The sequence below is a fragment of the Cellulomonas soli genome, assembly GCF_013409305.1.
In the GTDB taxonomy this organism is placed as follows: Bacteria; Actinomycetota; Actinomycetes; order Actinomycetales; family Cellulomonadaceae; genus Cellulomonas; species Cellulomonas soli.
Map to the genome: position 1 here is coordinate 409,729 of NZ_JACBZJ010000001.1, position 19,248 is coordinate 428,976.

General features: G+C 75.5%; 12 protein-coding genes. 6 read left to right on the forward strand and 6 right to left on the reverse strand.

What is annotated here, in order from left to right; translation table 11 throughout:
• Nucleotides 1–38 precede the first annotated feature (38 nt).
• The 3 genes from ppk2 to BKA22_RS01905 are packed head-to-tail and all read left to right on the forward strand — an operon-like array spanning nt 39 to nt 3,959.
• Nucleotides 39–872, forward strand: coding sequence for a polyphosphate kinase 2 (ppk2, locus tag BKA22_RS01895; RefSeq protein WP_146951199.1), 834 nt, complete (start codon nt 39–41; stop codon nt 870–872).
• On the forward strand, nt 869–2,245 hold the full coding sequence (gene nhaA, locus BKA22_RS01900) for a Na+/H+ antiporter NhaA (protein WP_146951200.1): 1,377 nt from the start codon (nt 869–871) through the stop codon (nt 2,243–2,245). Before ppk2 ends, nhaA begins: the two co-directional genes overlap by 4 nt.
• A 37-nt stretch (nt 2,246–2,282) precedes the next feature.
• The gene (locus tag BKA22_RS01905) at nt 2,283–3,959 is read left to right on the forward strand and encodes a bifunctional 3'-5' exonuclease/DNA polymerase (protein ID WP_146951201.1); all 1,677 of its coding nucleotides are present in this window, start codon (nt 2,283–2,285) and stop codon (nt 3,957–3,959) included.
• Between the two features lie 45 nt (nt 3,960–4,004).
• On the opposite strand, the gene BKA22_RS01910 is transcribed toward BKA22_RS01905, so the two are convergent.
• The 5 genes from BKA22_RS01910 to BKA22_RS01930 all read right to left on the reverse strand — a co-directional run bounded on the left by BKA22_RS01910 (nt 4,005) and on the right by BKA22_RS01930 (nt 13,299).
• Nucleotides 4,005–4,883: an SDR family NAD(P)-dependent oxidoreductase gene (locus BKA22_RS01910; protein ID WP_146951202.1), complete on the reverse strand. Its 879-nt coding sequence runs from the start codon at nt 4,881–4,883 to the stop codon at nt 4,005–4,007.
• The gene (locus BKA22_RS01915) at nt 4,880–5,545 is read right to left on the reverse strand and encodes a DsbA family protein (RefSeq protein WP_146951203.1); all 666 of its coding nucleotides are present in this window, start codon (nt 5,543–5,545) and stop codon (nt 4,880–4,882) included. The genes BKA22_RS01910 and BKA22_RS01915 overlap by 4 nt, the downstream gene beginning before the upstream one ends.
• A gap of 17 nt (nt 5,546–5,562) precedes the next feature.
• Nucleotides 5,563–10,464 carry a hypothetical protein gene (locus BKA22_RS01920; protein ID WP_179561597.1) on the reverse strand — a complete coding sequence of 1,634 codons (4,902 nt, stop codon included), beginning with the start codon at nt 10,462–10,464 and terminating at the stop codon, nt 5,563–5,565.
• 176 nt (nt 10,465–10,640) lie between these two features.
• Entirely contained in the window at nt 10,641–11,282 is a 642-nt protein-coding gene (locus tag BKA22_RS01925; protein WP_146951204.1) for a methylated-DNA--[protein]-cysteine S-methyltransferase, read from the reverse strand.
• Nucleotides 11,283–11,397: 115 nt separating this feature from the next.
• Nucleotides 11,398–13,299, reverse strand: a complete 1,902-nt coding sequence (locus BKA22_RS01930) for a mechanosensitive ion channel family protein (protein ID WP_179561598.1) — start codon at nt 13,297–13,299, stop codon at nt 11,398–11,400.
• A gap of 588 nt (nt 13,300–13,887) precedes the next feature.
• Here BKA22_RS01930 and BKA22_RS01935 point away from each other — a divergent pair.
• From BKA22_RS01935 to BKA22_RS01945, 3 genes are all read left to right on the forward strand, one after another.
• Nucleotides 13,888–14,763: a DNA-3-methyladenine glycosylase family protein gene (locus BKA22_RS01935; RefSeq protein WP_146951206.1), complete on the forward strand. Its 876-nt coding sequence runs from the start codon at nt 13,888–13,890 to the stop codon at nt 14,761–14,763.
• Nucleotides 14,764–14,936: 173 nt separating this feature from the next.
• Nucleotides 14,937–16,004 (forward strand): DUF4349 domain-containing protein, encoded by a 1,068-nt coding sequence (locus tag BKA22_RS01940; protein ID WP_146951207.1) that lies wholly within the window; start codon nt 14,937–14,939, stop codon nt 16,002–16,004.
• A 233-nt stretch (nt 16,005–16,237) separates the two neighbouring features.
• A complete protein-coding gene (locus tag BKA22_RS01945) occupies nt 16,238–18,148 on the forward strand; it encodes a DUF4914 family protein (RefSeq protein WP_146951208.1) in 1,911 nt (636 codons plus the stop codon).
• Nucleotides 18,149–18,309: 161 nt separating this feature from the next.
• Here BKA22_RS01945 and BKA22_RS01950 read toward each other — a convergent pair whose 3' ends face one another.
• Entirely contained in the window at nt 18,310–19,230 is a 921-nt protein-coding gene (locus BKA22_RS01950; protein WP_179561599.1) for a universal stress protein, read from the reverse strand.
• Nucleotides 19,231–19,248: the final 18 nt, after the last annotated feature.

The window sequence follows — 19,248 nt, forward strand, 5'->3', positions numbered from 1 at the left end:
CCGTGCACGTGGCCCCTGGTCGGAGGTAGCGTCCGAGCATGGCGAAGCGGTCGAAGAGCCCGAAGATCTCCGACGACGTGTACGAGGCCGAGCTGTTCCGGCTGCAGTCCGAGCTGGTGCGCCTGCAGCAGTGGACGCGCGCCACCGGCGCCCGGGTGGTCGTGATCTTCGAGGGGCGTGACGCGGCCGGCAAGGGCGGCACGATCAAGCGGATCACCGAGTACCTCTCGCCGCGCATCGTGCGCATCGCCGCGCTGCCGACGCCGACCGAGCGCGAGAAGTCCCAGTGGTACTTCCAGCGGTACATCGCGCACCTGCCCGCGGCCGGCGAGATCGTCCTGTTCGACCGCTCCTGGTACAACCGGGCCGGCGTCGAGAAGGTCATGGGGTACTGCACCCCGGCCGAGCACGCCCGGTTCCTGCGCCAGACGCCGATCTTCGAGCAGATGCTCCTCGACGACGGGATCCTGCTGCGCAAGTACTGGTTCTCGGTGTCCGACGACGAGCAGCTGCGCCGGTTCCGCTCGCGCCTGCACGACCCCGTCCGGCAGTGGAAGCTGAGCCCGATCGACCTGGAGTCGATCAACCGGTGGGAGGACTACTCGCGGGCCAAGGACGAGATGATGGTGCACACCGACGTGCCCACCAGCCCGTGGTTCGTGGTCGAGTCCGACATCAAGAAGAACGCACGGCTCAACATGATCGCGCACCTGCTCTCGACGATCCCGTACACGGCCGTGCCGCACGAGAAGGTGAAGCTCCCGGACCGGCCCGCCGGGTCGAGCGGGTACGAGCGGCCACCGCGCGAGCTGTCCACCTACGTGCCCAACCACGTCGCCACCCTCCTGGGTGACCCCGAGAAGGACGTGTGACGGCGGCGCCCTCACCGGGACCCGCGCTGCGGGTGCGCGTCCCGTCCATCACACCCTCGGTGCGCGCGTTCCTGGCCACCGAGGCCGGCAGCGCGATGGTGCTGCTCGCCGCGACGGTCGTCGCGCTGGTCTGGGCCAACTCCCCGTGGTCGGACGCGTACACCGCCCTGTGGGAGACCTCCGCCGGGTTCCACGTCGGCACGTTCGGCCTCGAGCTCGACCTGCAGCACTGGGTCAACGACGCCGCCATGGCCGTCTTCTTCGCGGTCGTCGGCCTGGAGATCAGCCGCGAGGCCACCAGCGGCGAGCTGCGGGACCGGCGCACGGTGGCCGTACCCGCGCTCGGAGCGCTCGGCGGCCTGCTCGTGCCCGTGCTCATCTACCTGGCGATCACCGCCGGCCAGGGCGACATCGCGCACGGCTGGGGCGTGGTCATGTCGACCGACACCGCGTTCCTCGTCGGCATCCTCGCCCTGTTCGGGCCCGCGTGCCCGGACCGCCTGCGGCTGTTCCTGCTCACGCTCGCGATCGTCGACGACATCGGCGCGATCACCGCGATGGCCGTCTTCTACACCGACTCCGTCGCCGTCGGCCCGCTCGTGCTCGCCGGGGTGGTCGTCGTCGCGATGCTGGTGATGCGCTGGCTGCGCGTGTGGCAGCTGACCCCGTACGTGCTGGCCGGCGCCGTCCTGTGGTTCGCGGTCCAGTCCTCCGGGGTGCACGCCACGCTGGCCGGCGTGCTCGTCGGACTGCTCGTCCCGGCGACCGTGCCGCAGCGCGAGCACGCCGAGGCGGTCCCCCGGTACGCCGACCACCTCGTCGAGGACACCACGGCCGAGCGCGAGCACGTGACCGAGCTGGCCGCGCGCGCCGCCGTGCCGACGGCCGACCGCCTGCAACGGGCCCTGCACCCGTGGAGCGCGTTCGTCGTGGTCCCCCTCTTCGGGCTCGCCAACGCCGGGATCGCGCTCGACGCGGCCACGCTCGGCGACGCGTTCCGGTCCCGCCTGACCCTCGCGGTGGCCGTCGCCCTGGTGGTCGGCAACGCGGTGGGCATCACGGGCGCGGCCACGCTCGCGATCCGCTTCCGGCTCGGCGCGCTGCCCGGACGCGTCCGGTACGGGCACCTGCTCGGCGGCGCGGTGCTCGCGGGCATCGGGTTCACGATCTCGCTGTTCATCGCCGGGCTCGCCTTCGACGACCCGACGCACCTCGCGCAGGCCAAGATCGGCATCCTGACGGGCTCGCTCGTCGCGGCGATCATCGGCTCGGTGCTGCTGCGCTGGCTCGGCGAGCGGCTGCCGCTGTGCTCCCCCGGCCTCGACGGACCGCCATCCGGCCTGCCGCCCCTGCCGTGGCGGGCCCCGGCCTGAGGAACGGGGGTGTCGGCGGGCACAGGCACAATGCCGTGTGCCCTACCTGCTCGTGCTCGACGACCCCGCACGCCCGGGTGACGTCCTGCTGCAGGAGGCCGACGGCACCGGCCGACCCGGCGCGCGGCACGCAGTCCCCGCCGAGGACGTCCCGGCCGCGGTCGCCCGGCACGAGCAGGACGGTCCCCGCTGGGTGTGGGACGACACCGCCCGGCGGTACCCGCCGCTGCTCGCCGCCGGGGTCCGCGTCGACCGCTGCCACGACCTGCGGCTGTGCCACGCGATCCTGCGACGCAGCACCCTGACCGCCGGCTCGGCGCTCGCCCGGGCCGAGCCAGGGCCGTGGGACCAGCCACGCACCGAGCAGCCCGTGGCCGTCGAGGGCTCCCTGTTCGACACGCTGTTCGACGACCTGCCGGACACCGGCGCCGGCACGGCACCGGACCCCGTCGCCGAGCTGCGCGCCCAGCTCGACGCCGTCGCCGGATCGGACGCGCCCGGGCGCCTACGCCTGCTGCTCGCCGCGGAGTCGACCGGCGGGCTCATCGCCGCCGAGATGCAGCACGTCGGGATGCCCTGGAGCACGCAGGCGCACGACGCGCTGCTCACCACCCTGCTCGGGCCCCGGCCCGTCGGCGGCGGCAGACCCGCGCGGCTCGAGGAGCTGGCGTCCCAGGTCCGCGAGGCGCTCGGCCAGCCGACCTTGCACCTCGACTCCCAGCCCGACCTGCTGCGCGGCCTGCGTGCCGCCGGGCTCGACGTCACCTCCACGCGCACCTGGGAGCTGCAGGGGCAGGACCACCCGGTCACGGCCCCGCTGCTCGCCTACAAGAAGCTGTCCCGGCTGCTGAGCGCCAACGGCTGGGCGTGGATGGACACCTGGGTGCACGAGGGCCGGTTCCACCCCGACTACGTGGTCGGCGGCGTCGTCACCGGACGGTGGGCCACCAGCGGGGGCGGGGCGCTCCAGCTGCCCGCCGCCGTGCGCGGGGCCGTCCGCGCCGACCCGGGGTGGCGGCTGGTCGTCGCGGACGCCGCCCAGCTCGAGCCCCGCGTGCTCGCGGCAATGTCCGGCGACGACCAGATGGCCGCCGCCGCACGGCACACCGACCTCTACGAGGGGGTCGTCGACGCCGGGATCGTCGCGACCCGCAAGGAGGCCAAGTACGCCATGCTCGGCGCGATCTACGGCGCCACCACGGGAGCGTCCGCCGTGCTCATGCCGCGGCTGACCACGGCCTACCCGCGAGCCGTCGCCCTCGTCGAGCACGCGGCCCGCGCGGGCGAACGCGGGGAGCAGGTCAGCACGTGGCTCGGCCGCAGCTCCCCGCCTCCGGGAGAGGCCTGGCAGGCCCGCCGTCGCGCGGCGGCCACGGAGGGAGCCGCGACCGAGGACGCCGCGCTCGCCCGCCGGCAAGGGCGTGACTGGGGGCGCTTCACCCGCAACTTCGTCGTGCAGGGCACCGCAGCGGAATGGGCGCTGTGCTGGATGGCGGCGCTGCGACGTCGACTCCGGGACGTCGCCGGGCAACCCCACCTGGTGTTCTTCCTGCACGACGAGGTCATGGTCCACACGCCCGCCGACGTCGCGGACGAGGTCGCGCAGGCGGTCCGGGACGCGGCCGTCGAGGCCGGTCGGCTGCTCTTCGGCGACACGCCCGTCGAGTTCGCGCTGCAGGTCGCGATCGTCGACTCCTACGACCAGGCCAAGTAGCAGGCCCCCGGACCCGGGCGTCCGAACCGGGCGCCCCAGCCGGGCTCAGACCGCCGGGTCGTGCGCGCCGAAGGTGCTCAGGCGCAGCCGCCGGGCATCGGTCGCGAGCACCTCGTCGGTCACCGCGAGCAGCGAGTCGACCGTGTCCGCACCAGCACGGACGAACCGACCGGACCACGCGTCGAGCTCGCCGTCACCGAACGCCCGCACCAGCTCGGCGACGTCCTCGACCGACGTCCAGGCCGTGCGATCGTCGTGCACGGGCATCCCGGCGGTCATGTCGGTCGCCACGACCCCCGGCGCCAGGTCGAGCGTCCGGATGCCCCGGTCGCGGTACTGGGCGTCGATCGCGGTGGTCAGCCTGGCGAGCGCACCCTTGCTGATGCCGTACCCCGTGTAGGTGCCCATGGCACGGTGACCCGCACCCGAGTTGAGGTCGAGCACGCGCCCGCCACCACGCGCGAGCATGCCGGGCAGCACGGCGTGCGTGACGAGCATCGGTCCGCGCACGTTCGTCTCGACGACCCGCCACATGTCCTCGACGTCGTCGGCGACGAAGTCCGTCTCGGCCCGTTCGATGACCCCGGCGTTGTTGACCAGCAGGCCGATCCCGCCGAGACCCGCGAACGCGGCCTCCACCCGGGCGACCGCAGACCTCACCGCAGCGGCGTCGACCAGGTCGGCCGTCGCGACGACCGCCGTCGCCCCCAGCTCGGCGACCTGCGCGGCCACGGCGTCCAGGTGGGCCCGGGTCCGACCGACGAGCGCCACCGCGTAGCCGGCGCGGGCCAGCCCCAGCGCGATCCCCCGACCGATGCCCCGGCCGGCGCCGGTGACCAGCGCGGTCCGAGGGACGGGCTGCGGGACGGGGATCTGCCCTGGTCCTGGCCCCGGGGCAGAGGACGGGGGCTGCGGTGCGCTCATCCGTCCATCGTGCCGCACGCGTCGCCGACCACGGTCGGCGGGCGGTGCGTCTCGAGCATGACCGGCACGGGGCCTGCGTCCACCGGCAGGGCTTCGGGCACCGCACGACCCGAAGCCGTCGATCCCCGCCCGGCGGGGTCGGCCCCTGCGAGCGCGTCACGAACCGCTGCACGCAACGTCGCCAGGTCGACGGCCCCCTGCAGGTGCCGGTGGCCGACGACCACGGTCGGGGTGGCCCGCACGCCGATGGCCAGCCCTGCGAGGTAGTCCGCCTCGACCGCAGGGGCGTGCCGCTGCGCGCCGTCACCGGCGACCTCGTCCGGGTCGAGCCCGAGGGCGACCGCGTGCGCGCGCAGGTCCGGGTCGGTCAGGCGGGCCTGGTGCGCGAACAGCCGGTCGTGCATCGCCCAGAACCGGCCGTGCACGGCGGCGGCCTCGACGGCCAGGGCGGCGGTCAGCGCGTGCGGGTGCACCTCGAACAGCGGGAAGTGCCGCCAGACCAGGCGGACCTGGCCGTCCGACGACTCCACGAGCTCGCGCAGCACGGGCGCCGCCGCCCGGCAGAACGGGCACTCGAGGTCGCCGAACTCCACGACGGTCACCGGCGCGCCGGGGTCTCCGTACACGTGCCGGTCGGGGACGACGACCTCGGGTGCGCTCATGCGCCCAGCATGCCCGCTCACTCCCAGCCTGTGGAGTCCTGCCCCAGCCGCTGCCACGTCGACCGCATCGCGGTGCGACCCCGCTCGAGCTGCGTGGCCGCGAGCACCGCGAGGAGCCCGGCACCGGCGACCAGGAGCCACACGGCCGCGCCGCCCCAGCCGGGCAGCAGCGCGACGAGCGGCACCCCGACGAGCAGCACGACGGCGACCAGCACCACGAGGACGCCGGTGGCGACCCGCCGGCGCACCCGGGTGAGCGCACCCCACCCGGCGACGAGGACGCCCACGAGGAGCACGGTCGCGGCCTCCAGCACCGACCGCGTGACGGCCTGCACCACGGGCACGACGACGAGGAACGCGACACCCACGAGCTCGAGCGCGACCACGTCGCCCCGTGCGACCGGTTCCGCGCGCCGGCGCAGGTCCGCGCGCCACAGCTCGACGACGACGAGCAGGGCCAGCCCGACCGGGATCGTGTAGGCGGCCGCACCGGCGTCGGACGCGCCCGCGACGATCGACCACCACGCGGCGCAGGCGAGCACGGGGGCGAGCGCCTGCAGCCGCCACAGCCGCAGGGTCACCCCCGCCGTGGCGGTCTGCACGGCGCCGGCGGCGAGCACGGGACCGAGCAGGAGCACGTCATCGGCACCGACCGCGGCGACGAGACCGAACGTCGAGGCGACGGCCCCGGTGACGGCGGTCGCCCGCGACCATGCACGGAGCCCGGGCACCCGGGCGGCGAGCACCGCAGCCGCGGCCGCGAACGCCGCGGCGAGTCCGGCGAGCACCGCGACCGTCGTCACCGGGCTCGCATCCGCCAGGCCGAGCAGGAGCAGCACCGCGACCAGCGCGGCCACCCCGGACAGCTCGCGCAACCCGCCGAGCCGCACCGGGGTGGCACCCAGTGCGGCGGCGACCGCGACGAGCACCGCGGCGAGCACGAGGGCGGTCGTCGACCCTGCGCCCGCTGCTCCCTCTCCGCCGGGCACCGCCGTGAGCGTCAGCAGGCCGACGACCGCGACACCGGACCCGCCCCAGGCGAAGGCCGACGACCGGGCGGGGTGCTCGGGACGCAGGCGGGCGTGTGCCACGAAGCCGAGCGGCACCGCAGCACCGAGCAGGGCGGTCACGTCACGGGCCACCGAGCCGGACAGGTCGAGCCAGACGAGCCCCGCGACCCAGGCGGACCACGCCAGGACGACGCCGACCGCCTGGCGCACCCCGCGTGCGACCCCCGTCGCCCGTGCGGCCAACGTCGTGTGCGTGGCACAGACGGCGAGCAGCGCGAGCGCGAACCACCCCACCCCGGCGACCGCCGCACCCGTGATCACGAGCAGCGCCGCCAGGGCGCCGGACAGCTCGGCGACGACCGGACGCCCGCGCAGGCGCAACGCGACGGCGACCGCCGCAGCACAGCTGCCCGTGCCGACGAGCACGAGCACCGGCTGATCGGCGAGACCCAGCACCAGGGCCGACACGGCCACCGGGGCCGCGGCCAGGAGCACCGGCACGTCCCATCGGGTCCACGTGCCGCGTCCGGAGGTGACGCGGTGCAGCGTCTCGGCCACGAGCAGGAGGCCCGCGGTCGTCGCCACCGCCACCCACGGCCGGTCCTGGAGGTCCGGCGTCCAGAGCCAGAGGACGGCCGACCAGCCCAGGAGGGTCGCCACGCCGCCGAGCGCGCCGAACCGGAGGAGTGCACCCAGAGCGACCAGGACCGCCGCGACCGCCAGCACGAGCACCGGACCGGCGGGTGCCGGGACCGCGACCGCGGCCAGCACCGTGCCCGCGACGAGCTCGGCGGCGCCCACCACGAAGGGCGCGAGCATCGGCGCGCCGGTGCGCAGGACGCCTCGACCGCCCCGAGCAGCTGCTGCGAGCGCGAGCGTCCCACCCACGCCGACGGCGACCGACGCCGCCAGCGTCAGGTCGGGCACCCGGTCGGCGGGAACGGCCGCGCGCACGGCGAGCCCGACGAGCGGAGCCGGCGCCACCAAGGCCGACCAGCGCGCGAGCTGGGTCCGGCGGGCCTGCGGCTGCAGCACGCCGACTGCCAGGACGGAGGCCCAGGCGACGAACGCCGGCCAGACACCGGCGCCCGCGTGCCCGGGTACCGGACCGGACGGGGACGCATCGGTCAGCGCGGCCGTCAGCACGGCGCCGAGGCCTGCGACCGAGGACACCCGCACAGCCACGACCCGCAACCGTGCGCCACCCCACCAACGCACGAGGGCGGCCTCGACGACCGCGGTGACGGCCGGGACGAGCACCCACCACGGGCTGTCGTCCGCGAGCACGTGCGTGGCCCGCAGCGCCAGCGCTGCCGTGACCGGCACGCCCACCGCGACCAGCGCCCACGGCAGCAGCCGTGCGCCCTCGCCCGCCTGCGCGCACCAGTCGCCGACCGGTGACCGGTCGCGGTCGTCCGCGACTGCCGTGACCAGCGCGGCCAGCGTGAGCAGGGCGAGCGCGACGACCAGTGCGGTCAGCGCGGTCTGTGCGGTCTGTGCCGTGTCCTGGGCGTTCGCGGCGGCGCGCAACCCGAGGGACACGACGAGGGCGAGCGCCGTGACGGCATGCCCGACCAGCCCGAGGTGCAGCGCCACCGGCCCGGCGCCGCGCGGGAGCCGGTCCGCGCCGGTCGCCGTCGGCACGGGTGTGGGTGTGGGTGTGGGTGTGGCTGTGAGCGCAGGCGTAGGCGTCGGCGTCGCCCACGGCACCGCGCGGACGGCGACCACGTGCGAGGCCGCCACGAGCGCGAGCCCGGCGGCCCCGGGCAGCCCGACACGCAGCACCCACGGCACCGGGACGAGCGTCGCCGCCGCGAGCCACGCCGTCGTGCCGAGCGCGGTCGCCGCCCAGACGGTCCCCGGGCCGGCCAGCGGGCCGACGACCGCGACGACCGCGAGCGTCGCCAGCACGCCGACCACGAGCCACCGGTCGCCGGCCGTCGAACCCGTCGGCCAGACCGCGAGCGCCCCGGCACCGACGGTCGCCAGACCACCGGTCCACCACCGCCGCCAGTACGAGTCGTCCGCGTCCCGGAGCAACCAGCCCACCAGGACCGGCACGTTCGCCGGCGAGTTCGCAGTCGCTGCCGCCGTCGCTCCCGCCGTCGCCGCCGAAGGCATCCTCGCCGGCACCGTCGCGAGGACCACGAGCACCGTCGCCACCACCAGAGCCACGCCCGGGCCGACGACCGGCTCGAGCGCGAGCACGACCCACAGGGGCGCGACGACCACCGCGCCGTCGAGGAGCCCGTCGATCCCGGCACGGGCCGCAGCACCCGTGCCCCTGCCCGTACCGGTGCCCGTACCAGTGCCCGTGCCCGTGACGGGACCGCGAGCGACGACCGGGCGCGCACGGCGCACGACGACCCAGACGGCCACCGCGGCCGGGGCCACGACGCCCCACCATGCCCCGCCCACCGTCAGCAGCAGTCCGACACCAACCCCGATCGCCGGCACCGCGACCGCCCGCGCAGGCGCGCCCCGTCGCGCGATGAGCTCGGTCAGCGCCATGAAGCCCAGCACGAGCACGAACCCGACGACGGCCGCGGGAAGACCGGGCAGCAGCGCGAGGCCCACGACGCCCCAGGTCATCGGGGTCAGCAGGTCGGCGGCACCGGCAGGCAGGTGGGGGCGCAGCAGCTCGATCTGCAGCACGAGGAGCGAGCCCGCCAGTGCCACGGGCACGGTCGGCCAGCCGCCGGCGATCCAGGTGAGCGCGACGAGCACGCCGACCACGACGGTGCCGGGCCCGGCCACGGCGGCCGCAGGTCCGGCCCACGGGGCGGACGACCAGCGGCGTGCGGCCGCCGTCGTGAGCACCAGGGCGAGCGCCATCGCGGCGGTCTGCGCGGCGCTCGGGACCGCGACGTCCTGACCTGCGGGCCAGGGGCGCCCGACCCCGATCGTGAGCATCGCGGCGGCCAGCCACAGGGTCGGTGCCACCGAGAACCGGATGCCTGAGAGCGGGTGCCTGCGCGACCAGAGCAGACCCGCGCCCGCGCAGAGCACGCACAGGCCGGTGAGCACCACGGCGAGCGCGGGCCCGTGCGGGTCGGGCGGCACGGGGAACCCGTCGAGCACGGACGTGATCAGGAGGATCGGTGCGAGCAGGCCGCCGACGACCTCCAGCGCCCGACCGACGACGACAGCCCCGTGCCCGATGAGCCACCAGGCGGCGACGAACGGGACGGCGGCGCACACCAGCTCGGCGAGCGGCCGCAACCCCGGTCGCACGTCACCGAAGGCGAAGGCGACGAGTCCGAACACCCCGACGAACATCAGCAGGACGCCGAGATACGCCAGGCCGTGCAGAGCGAGCGACGAGCCGACCGTCTCGCGCAGCCGTCGCCACCGCAGGGCGCGCGCTGACGGTGCAGCCGGCACGGCCGCGGGGCGCGGACCCCAGGCCTCCGGCGGCGTCGACGCAGGCGAGACGGGTCGCGAGGCGGGTCGTGCAGCGGGCGCCGACGCCGGCCCCGCCGGGCGGCCCGCCGCAGGACTCGACGACGGCGACACGAACGGTGCTGCCGACGCCGGTGCGGCGACCGGCGCGGGCACCTGGGCAACGCCCGTAGCGGTCACGGGCGCGAGGAGCGTCCCGGTCGCCTCGGCCGTCAGCCGCCCGAGCGCCTCCCGCACCCCCCGCTCCTGGGCGTCGTCGAGCGTGACGCCGGCGCGCAGCTCGGGCAGGAAGACCTCGTCGACGAAGCGCAGCGCCGCCAGGTCGAGGGGCCCCAGGGCCCGCCGGACGGGCCGCGGGTCCGCCCACACGGTCTGCCCGTCCGACAGCCAGCGCGACCACGAGCCGGCCCGCCACATCCGCAGCGGCGCGCGCCCCGTCGGGTCGACGTACCAGTGGTCGTCCGTTCCGTCCGTGCGACCTGCGCTTCCCGTCCCGTCCTCGTGCACCGCGTCCCCCTCCGTGGTGCCGGGAGGCGGACGCGCCGACGGTCACCGTGCTCGGCGCACCCGCAGGTTGCGCGTCAGGGCACGACCGTAGCGATGCGACGCCCCGTGACCGGCTCGTCCACAGCCACCGATCGGGGTGAGATCTCCCGGTCCGCCGGGCGGGCATCGCCCCGGGCTCAGAACAGGACCGACTCGCCCAGGTGCTGCTCCGCCTCGAGGTCGAGCAGGAACCGCTTGCGCGCCACCCCGGCGGCGAACCCCACCAGCGAGCCGTCGGCACCGATGACCCGATGGCAGGGAACCACCACGGCGAGGCGGTTGCGCCCGTTCGCCGCACCGACGGCGCGGGATGAGGTCCGCGGGTCGAGCCCGATCTCCTCGGCCAGCCGGCCGTACGACCACGTCCGGCCGAACGGGATCCGCAGCAGACCTCTCCACACGCGCACCTGGAAGTCCGAGCCGTCGAGGTGGACGGGCAGGTCGAACGCCGTGCGCTCGCCTGCCACGTACTCCTCGAGCTGGCGACGCGCATCCGCGAGGCCGTCGTCGTCGCGCGCCCCGAGGTCGGCGGGCACCGCCGAGGGGCGGGCCCCGGCGAACTGGACCGCGGTCAGGACGCCCCCGCGCGCCACGATCGTGACGTCCCCGACCGGTGTCCCCAGAACCGTGTGGTGCACGCGCGCCGCAGCGTCCGCCACGACCACCCGCACCGTGCCCGCGGCACCCGCGGCACTCGCCGCGTCCACCGCACCCGCCACGTCCCTTGCACCTGCCACGTCCACTGCGCCCGCCACGTCCACCGTGCCGTCGTGCTGCATGCCCACGATCCTCCCCCGTCCCTCCCACACGCCCGAGCCCCCGACCATCGGTGCGAGGCGATGCGGAGCAGGCGTCACCGGAAGACGCCCGGCGGCGCCGAGACGTGAGGTCGGGTCAGGGGCGCATCTCCCGTCGGGTCGAGCGGCGCTCGACGGTCGGGCGGGCGCCGAACACCTGGGTGCTGTCGAGGGAGCCCTCGGGGCGCACGGGAGCACCGTAGGCGGGCGAGGTCGGCGCACCCGCCGGCTCGACGAAGTCGAGCGACCAGCCCGGGGACGCGGCCGGCGCAGCCTGCGGGGCGGCGGGCGGCTGCAGGCGGCCCGCGCCACCCTGGTCGACGTACCCGGGGCCGCCGTGCGGGGAACCGTACCCGGGTGCCGTGCCGTACCCGGCTGAGGTGCCGTACCCGGGCGCAGCCGGTCCGCCCCCGCCGTGGCCGGAGGGGGCCTGCCCGATCGGCCCGCCGAACACCTGGGTCGCACCGGCGTCCGGCGTGGCCGGTGCCGCGACCGGGCCGCCCTGCCCGCGGCCGACCACGATGACCGGCGCCGAGGCCGGCGTCGCGGGTCCGGCGGCCGTCGGGCGGGGGGCCCCGCCCACGGGCGCCGAGCTGGCCGACCGACGGGCCGCCACCGGCTCGCTCACCGCTGCCGGCTGGGCGGCCTCGACCACCACGGGTCGAGCAACGGCGCGGGCCACGGGCGCCGCCGTCCGACCGGCGCGCACGTCGAGCACGGCCGGTCCAGGACCGGCGAAGGCCTGGGCGCGCTCGAGACCCTCGAGCGACCCGGTGAACTGGCGCGCCCGCTGACCGGCGATGTCGAACGCCTGCGTCTCTCCGAACGCCGCTCGCGGGGGCGTCGGCGGGGCCGGCGGGCGCACGGGGGCGGCGCCGACCTGCTCCTGGCGTGTGCGCGGCAGCGCGTCCCGCCCGTGCTGCTGGACCCAGCCGAGCAGCCCTTCGCGGACGGCGCAGCGCAGGTCGTCCAGCGCCGGGGCGTCGCCCGCGCTGAGGAGCGCACGCACCCGCACGCTCCCGCCGACGGCGTCGAGGACCTGCAGCACGCCGACCCGCCCGTCCCACAGCTCGTCCTGGGTCAGCAGGCGCTCGAGCTCGCCGCGCACGGCCTCGACGGGCACCGTCCAGTCCAGGTCCAGGTCGACCGTGCCGAGCGGGCCGTCGTCGGTGCGCGACCAGCTCTCGAGCACCGAGGACGTCACACGCGACGTGGGCAGCACGAGCCGCCGGTCGTCCCACAGCTGCACGACGACGTGCACGAGCGTGATCTGCTCGACCCTTCCCCACTGCCCCTCGACGACCACGACGTCGTCGACGCGCACGGCGTCCCCGAACGCGAGCCGGACGCCTGCGGCGAGGTCGGCGAGCACGTCGCGCGCAGCGACCACGGTGGCGACGCCCAGCAGCCCGGCGAGGCCGAGCACGACCGCACCGGCGGCGGCCGCCCCCGGCAGTGTCACCAGGGCGACCCCGGTCGCCGCGGTGACCAGCAGCGGGACGGTCAGCGCCCGCACGCCCCGCACCTGGGCCTGCGCCCGGTCGACCGTCCGCGGGTCGCCCGGTCCGGAGGCCTCCTCGCGCACGCCCGCGGCACGGGCGACGCTCATCGCGGCCGAGCCGAGCAGCCATGCCGCCGAGGCGATGGCCGCGACGACGAGCACGTGGTCGACGACCGTCACCCAGGTCGCGGGTGCGGCGGCCCGGGTGACCGCGAGGTCCAGGGCGACGGCGACGAGCAGCGCCCGGGTGGCCCGATGAGTCTGCGGCGCGACGTCCGTGGCGAGCGCGCTCGACCGGGTGGCCCGGCGCACGAGCGCCGCCACGACGAGCGAGGCGAGCCAGGCGACGACGACCGCGACGACGAGGGCCACGGCGAGGCGGACAGGGCTCGTGGACCCGCCGGTCTGGTCGGTGGTCACCGCTGCGAAGGCGTCGGTGGGCACCGAGGCGAACGCGTCCGTGGGCACCGAGGCGAGGGCGGTCAGGGAGGGCAGCACGCCGCTCAGGGTAGACACCTCGCGCGTCCGGTTCATCCTGGTCCTGCGACCGATCTGTCCGGATCGCCGGGCCGACCTGCGCGGACGGGTGCCGAAGTCCGGAGCCGGGCGCGCGGGACGCGGACAGGCCGGCGCAGGGTACGAACGAGGAAGCAGACAAGGAAGGTGCCCCACCCCGACCCCCGGGGCGGGGCACCGATCAGGAGCAGTCTCGCCGGCACGGGGCGTGGCGCACTCCCTGACCCTCTCGGGTCCGGCCCGGCTCTCGCCGTGACCCACGACGCGGCGGGCCTGGACGCCCACCGACCGGTCGCGAAGGTGCCCCCTGCGATCGGCTGACCTGATCTTGACCCTCTCTGTGCCGATCCGCATCCGGAACGGCGGATCGGATCTGCCAGATCGTGAGCCCGCGACGGGTTTGGAGAGGGCCGAGAGGTCAGCTCCGGTGTCGGTACCCGTGCCTATCGTGGCGACACCCGGGCCCGTGCCGGACGCGGAAGGCACGCCGGACAGGCACGGCACGCCGGCCTGGCGCGGCAATGCGCACGGGCGCGGCAGGGCGTGGGACGACGCAGGGACGGAGGCACGGTGCGACACGACGTGACGGTCCCCTTCGCCGCCGCACCCGCGCTCGCCTCCCTGGCGGCGCACGCGGTCCCGGGCGTCGAGACGGTCGACCGCTCCGCGGGCACCGTGCGGCGACTCGTGGACCTGGGCGAGGGGCCGGTCGTCGTGCACGTGACGTTGCACGACGGTCTGGTCTCGGCGACGGTCGACGACGAGGGCGCCGTCCACCCGACCCGCGCGCCCGCTCCGCGGACGGCCGCGCTGGACGCCCTGCTGCGCCGGTGGTTCGGCCTCGACGACGACCTGGGTGCCGTCCGGTCCGCGCTCGGGGGCGACGCGCTCATCGGCCCGCTGCTGTCCGTGCGCCCGGACCTGCGGGTCCTCGGGCACCCGGACGGTTTCGAGGCGGCCGTGACGACCGTGCTCGGGCAGCAGGTGTCACTCGCGGCGGCCCGGACGTTCGGCGGTCGGCTCGCGCAGGCGTACGGCACGCCGCACGCCGGCAGCGGGCTCGTGACCTACCCCGACGCGGGCACGATCGCCCGCGTCGACCCCGTCGACCTGCAGGCGGTGCTGCGCGTGCCGCACTCCCGCGCCCGCACGGTGCACGCGTTGGCCACGGCCTGCTCACGCGGTCTGGCGCTGACCCCGGGGAGTGACCACGCCGAGGTGCGCCGTCAGCTGCTGGCGCTGCCCGGCGTCGGCCCGTGGACGGTCGAGTACCTGGCGGTGCGGGTGCTCGCCGACAGGGACGCGTGGCCCTCGGGGGACCTCGTGCTGCGCCGGGCCCTCGGTGGGACGGACGCCGCCGGCACGGAGCGCGCGGCCGAGGCGTGGCGTCCGTGGCGGGCCCACGCCGCGTTCCACCTGTGGACGGCGACCGCGTACCCGGCCTGAGCCGCGTCGCGTCCGGGGTGGCACGAGGCGGAGACCACCGTGTCCCGAGGCACGTCGTTCTCACACACCCGCACGATGCGAACGCATGACGATCCCGTCACGATCGGGGCGACCGGGTCACGATCGGACCACGACCAGCCCTGGCCCCGCGGTGCCGCCCTACCGTCGAGGACATGGTCGCGAACACGGCGGGGGCACCGCGGGACATCAGCACGTCGCACACCAGCACGTCGGAGATCAGCACGTCGGAGATCAGGCGCGGGGCCCACCCCGCGTCCGCGTCGCCCGGCACGGCGCGCAGTCGCGTCCGCCAGCGCTGGGCCGGGATCGTCGCCCTGCTCGTCGTGACCGGGACGCTCGCGGCGTGCAGCGCGAGCGGCGGCGACGCGTCGACGGACTCCGGCGCGGTCCCAGGGGTCGCAGGGGCCGAAGCGGTCGGGGCGGCCGACTCCGCCGGATCGGACGTCGCCGCGGGCGACGAGGCGGCCGTGGCCGCCACGGACCGGCAGGTCGTCCAGACGGGCACGGTCTGGATGACCGCACCGGACCCGGTCGCCGCAGCGGAGGCGGTCGTCGCGCTCGCCGAAGGCCTCGAGGGCCGCGTCGACGACCGGCACTCCGTCGCGGGCGACGACGAGCGGGACGCCTCGGCCTCGCTCGTGGTCCGGGTGCCCGCCGCCGACCTGACGACGATGCTCGAGGGCCTCGCGGACGTCGGTCGGGTCGTCGAGCAGGAGGTGCAGGCGCAGGACGTCACGGCCGACGCGCAGGACCTCGACGCCCGGATCCACGCGCTTGAGCTGTCGGTGGCGCGCATGGAGGACCTGCTGGGCCGAGCGACCTCGAACGCGGACCTCGTCGCCGCCGAGCAGGCCCTCTCCGAGCGGCAGGCGAACCTCGAGTCGTTGCGCTCGCAGCGGGCCCGGCTGGCGGAGGAGGTCGCACTGTCCACGCTGACGATCCAGGTGGACGAGCCGGGCGAGGTGCCCGCAACCACGGCACCGGCACCGGACGGGTTCCTCGGAGGGCTCGCCGTGGGCTGGTCCTCGCTCGTGACGATGCTGAGCGGTGCGGTGCTCGTGCTGGGCGTGCTCGCGCCGTGGCTGGCGTTCGGCGGCGCCGTGGCGGCGGGCTGCGTGGCGGTCGTGCGCTGGTGGCGCCGCCGCAGCGGCACGAGGGCGGGCGGTCCGGCCGGGGCGCCGCCGGTGGCAGGCGCGGCGGCGCCGGGCGAGGATGGCTGAGCGACCCTGACGGCGCTCGCACGCACCGGTGACCTGCGACGCCGACACATGCTGGACAAGCCCAAAGGTCCCACCCGGCCCGTCCTATACGGTTCTAAAGTCCTGGCCAAGTGAGCGTCGTACGTGTGCCGACCGGTCGGCCGCGCGCGGCACCCACGACCGGTCGGGCTCCCGCTGCCCTCCCGCAGCAGGACGCGCCCGCCCGGTCATCCTCCGACGAAGGAGCCCACACCGTGAGCGTTGTCGCGTGTCCGTCGCTGGCCGACGTAGCCCTGCCCCCCGAGGTGCGTGCCGCCCTCGACGCCTGCAAGTCCGTCATCGTCCCGTCCTCGCGCGCTGAGCTCTACGAGCTGACCCTCGGCCCCGCCGGCGGACCCGTCTTCTCCGTCGACTACGACGTCAACGGCGTGCCGTACACCGAGGCCACGGTCACGCGGTGCAGCAACGGCGCTGCCGTGAACTACCCCGAGGACTACATGCGTCGGCGCGACCCCGACTGCATGCGCATCGCCGACGACCTGCCGACCGACAAGCCGCGCTACCGCGACGTGTTCGGCTCGGAGTTCGCGTCCGTCAAGCAGGAGACGCTCGACTGGCTGTCGGAGCAGGAGCTCGTCGTCGTGCCGTTCAAGGCCGGCGGCCCGCGGTTCGGCTACCCCTCGCTGGCGATCATCCCGGCGAACGCCGCGTTCTTCGCGCTCGCCCTGGTCGACCTGCAGGGCTGGGTGACGTTCGACGAGATCGGGCCGTTCACGCCCCGCTCGATCCTGTACGTCGCGCCGCCGTTCCGGCACACGCACTTCGAGGGCCGCCAGGTCGTCGTGCACGACCGCACGGACACGCTGCACGAGATCTTCGCGTACAACCTGTACCCGGGTCCGAGCGCGAAGAAGGGCGTCTTCTCCGTGCTCCTCGACATCGGCGAGCACGAGGGCTGGATCACCGCGCACGCCTCGTCGGTGCGGGTGACCACGCCGTACGAGAACGAGACCGTGATCATGCACGAGGGTGCCTCGGGCGGCGGCAAGTCGGAGATGTGCCAGGAGATCCGCCGTGAGGACGACGGCCGCATCCTGTTCGGCACGAACGTCGTCACCGACGAGCCGTACCACCTGACCCTCGGCGAGACGAGCACGCTCGCCCCGGTGACCGACGACATGACGCTCTGCCACCCGTCGGTGCAGCGCGGCGACGGGTCGCTCGTGGTCGCCGACGCCGAGGACGGCTGGTTCGTCCGCGTCGACAACATGAAGTCCTACGGCGAGGACCCGGCGTTCGAGCGGGCGGTCATCCACCCGCAGGAGCCGCTGGTGTTCTTCAGCATCGACGGCACGCCCGACGCGACCGCGCTGCCGTGGGAGCACACGCTGGACTCGAACGGCAAGCGCTGCCCGAACCCGCGCGTGATCATCCCCCGCCGGTTCGTCAAGGGTGTCATCGACGAGCCCAAGGCCGTCGACGTGCGCACGTTCGGCGTCCGGATGCCGGCCTGCACCAGCGAGAAGCCCACCTACGGGATCATGGGCATGATGCAGGTCGTCCCGCCGTCGCTGGCGTGGATGTGGCGACTCATCGCCCCGCGTGGCGACAAGAACCCGTCGATCGGCGAGTCGAAGGCCACGACGTCCACGCTCAAGCACGGCGGCATGGTCGCCGAGGGCGTCGGCTCGTACTGGCCCTTCGCGACGGGCACCAAGGTCGGTGCGGCGAACCTGCTGCTCAAGCAGATCCTCGACGCCGACCGGGTGCGCTACGTGCTGACCCCCAACCAGCACATCGGTGCGTACAAGGTCGACTTCGCGGCCGAGTGGATCACCCGGGAGTACCTGGCCCGTCGTGGTGGCGGCAAGATCGGCGCGGACCACCTGACGCCGGCGCGCTGCTCGCTGTTCGGGTACCGCCCGCGCGAGGTCAAGATCGACGGCCAGCAGATCCGTCCGACGATCCTGCAGCCGGAGAACCAGTCGCAGGTCGGCCTGGAGGCGTACGACGCCGGTGCCGAGATCCTCACCTCGTTCTTCAAGTCCGAGCTGAGCAAGTTCCTCACCGACGACCTGGACCCGCTGGGCCGCCAGATCATCGAGACGTGCCTCGCGGACGGCTCGGTCGAGGACTACGTGGCCCTCACCCCGATGCACTACTGAGCGACCGCAGCGTCGGCTGCTCGCACGGACAGCCCGTGGCACCCCAGGGAGCCGCGGGCTGTCCGCACGTCCGGGTCCGTGACGAGCGGGACGTCAGAGGGACGCCGGCAGAGGGACGCCGGCCGGGCGAGCCGGCCGGGCGAGTCGGGAGGGCGGTGCCCTCAGGGGCGTGAGCGGGTCACCAGGACGGGGCACGGGCTGTGCCGCACCACGCCGCGGCTGACCGATCCGAGGAGCAGCCCGGCGAGCCCTCCGCGTCCCCGCGCGCCCACGACCACCAGGTCGGCGCCGCGCGCCGCGGCGGTGAGCACGTCGGAGGCCCGACCCTCGACGATCTCCCACGAGGCCTGCAGCTCGGGGGCCGTCCGGGCCAGACGGGCACGCGCGACCTCCTGGACCTGCTCGGCGTGCGCGAGCGCCAGCTGGTCGGGGGTGGAGTCGGGGTAGGCGATCACCCAGTAACTCATGGTCGAGGTCACGGGCACCGTCGTCCACGCGGTCAGGACGCGCAGGGCGGCACCCCGTGACGCGCTGTGCTCCGCGGCGGTGTCCAGCGCCGCGTCGGCGCCCGCCGAGCCGTCGACCCCCACGACGACGACGCCGTGGTCGGGCACGTCACCGGTCGGCACGACGACGACCGGGCAGAAGGCGTGCTGAACCACGCTCGCCGCGACCGAGCCGATGACGGCCTCACGCACCCAGCCGGTGCCGTGCCGGCCGAGGACGACCAGGCGCGCGTCCCGGGAGTGGTCGACCAGCACCTGGGCGGGCGGCCCGTGCCCCACGAACCCGCGCGCATGCACCTCGGGCGCCGCCTCGACCGCGAGCGCGACGCCCTCGTCGGCGACGGCCTGCACCCCGGCCACGACCTGGGCGCCGAGCCAGGACGTCCCGGCACCGCCGGTGCGCTGGTGGGCGAACCCCCACACGTGCACGACGAGCAGCGGGCTGGCGGTGCGTGCTGCCTCGCGGGCGGCCCAGCGCACGGCGGCGACCGAGTGCTCGGACGCGTCGTACCCGACGACGACGGACGGGACCATCGTGACCTCCTCGTCCGCGGAGCCCCCTCGACCGCTGCTCACGGTGTGCTCATGTGCGCT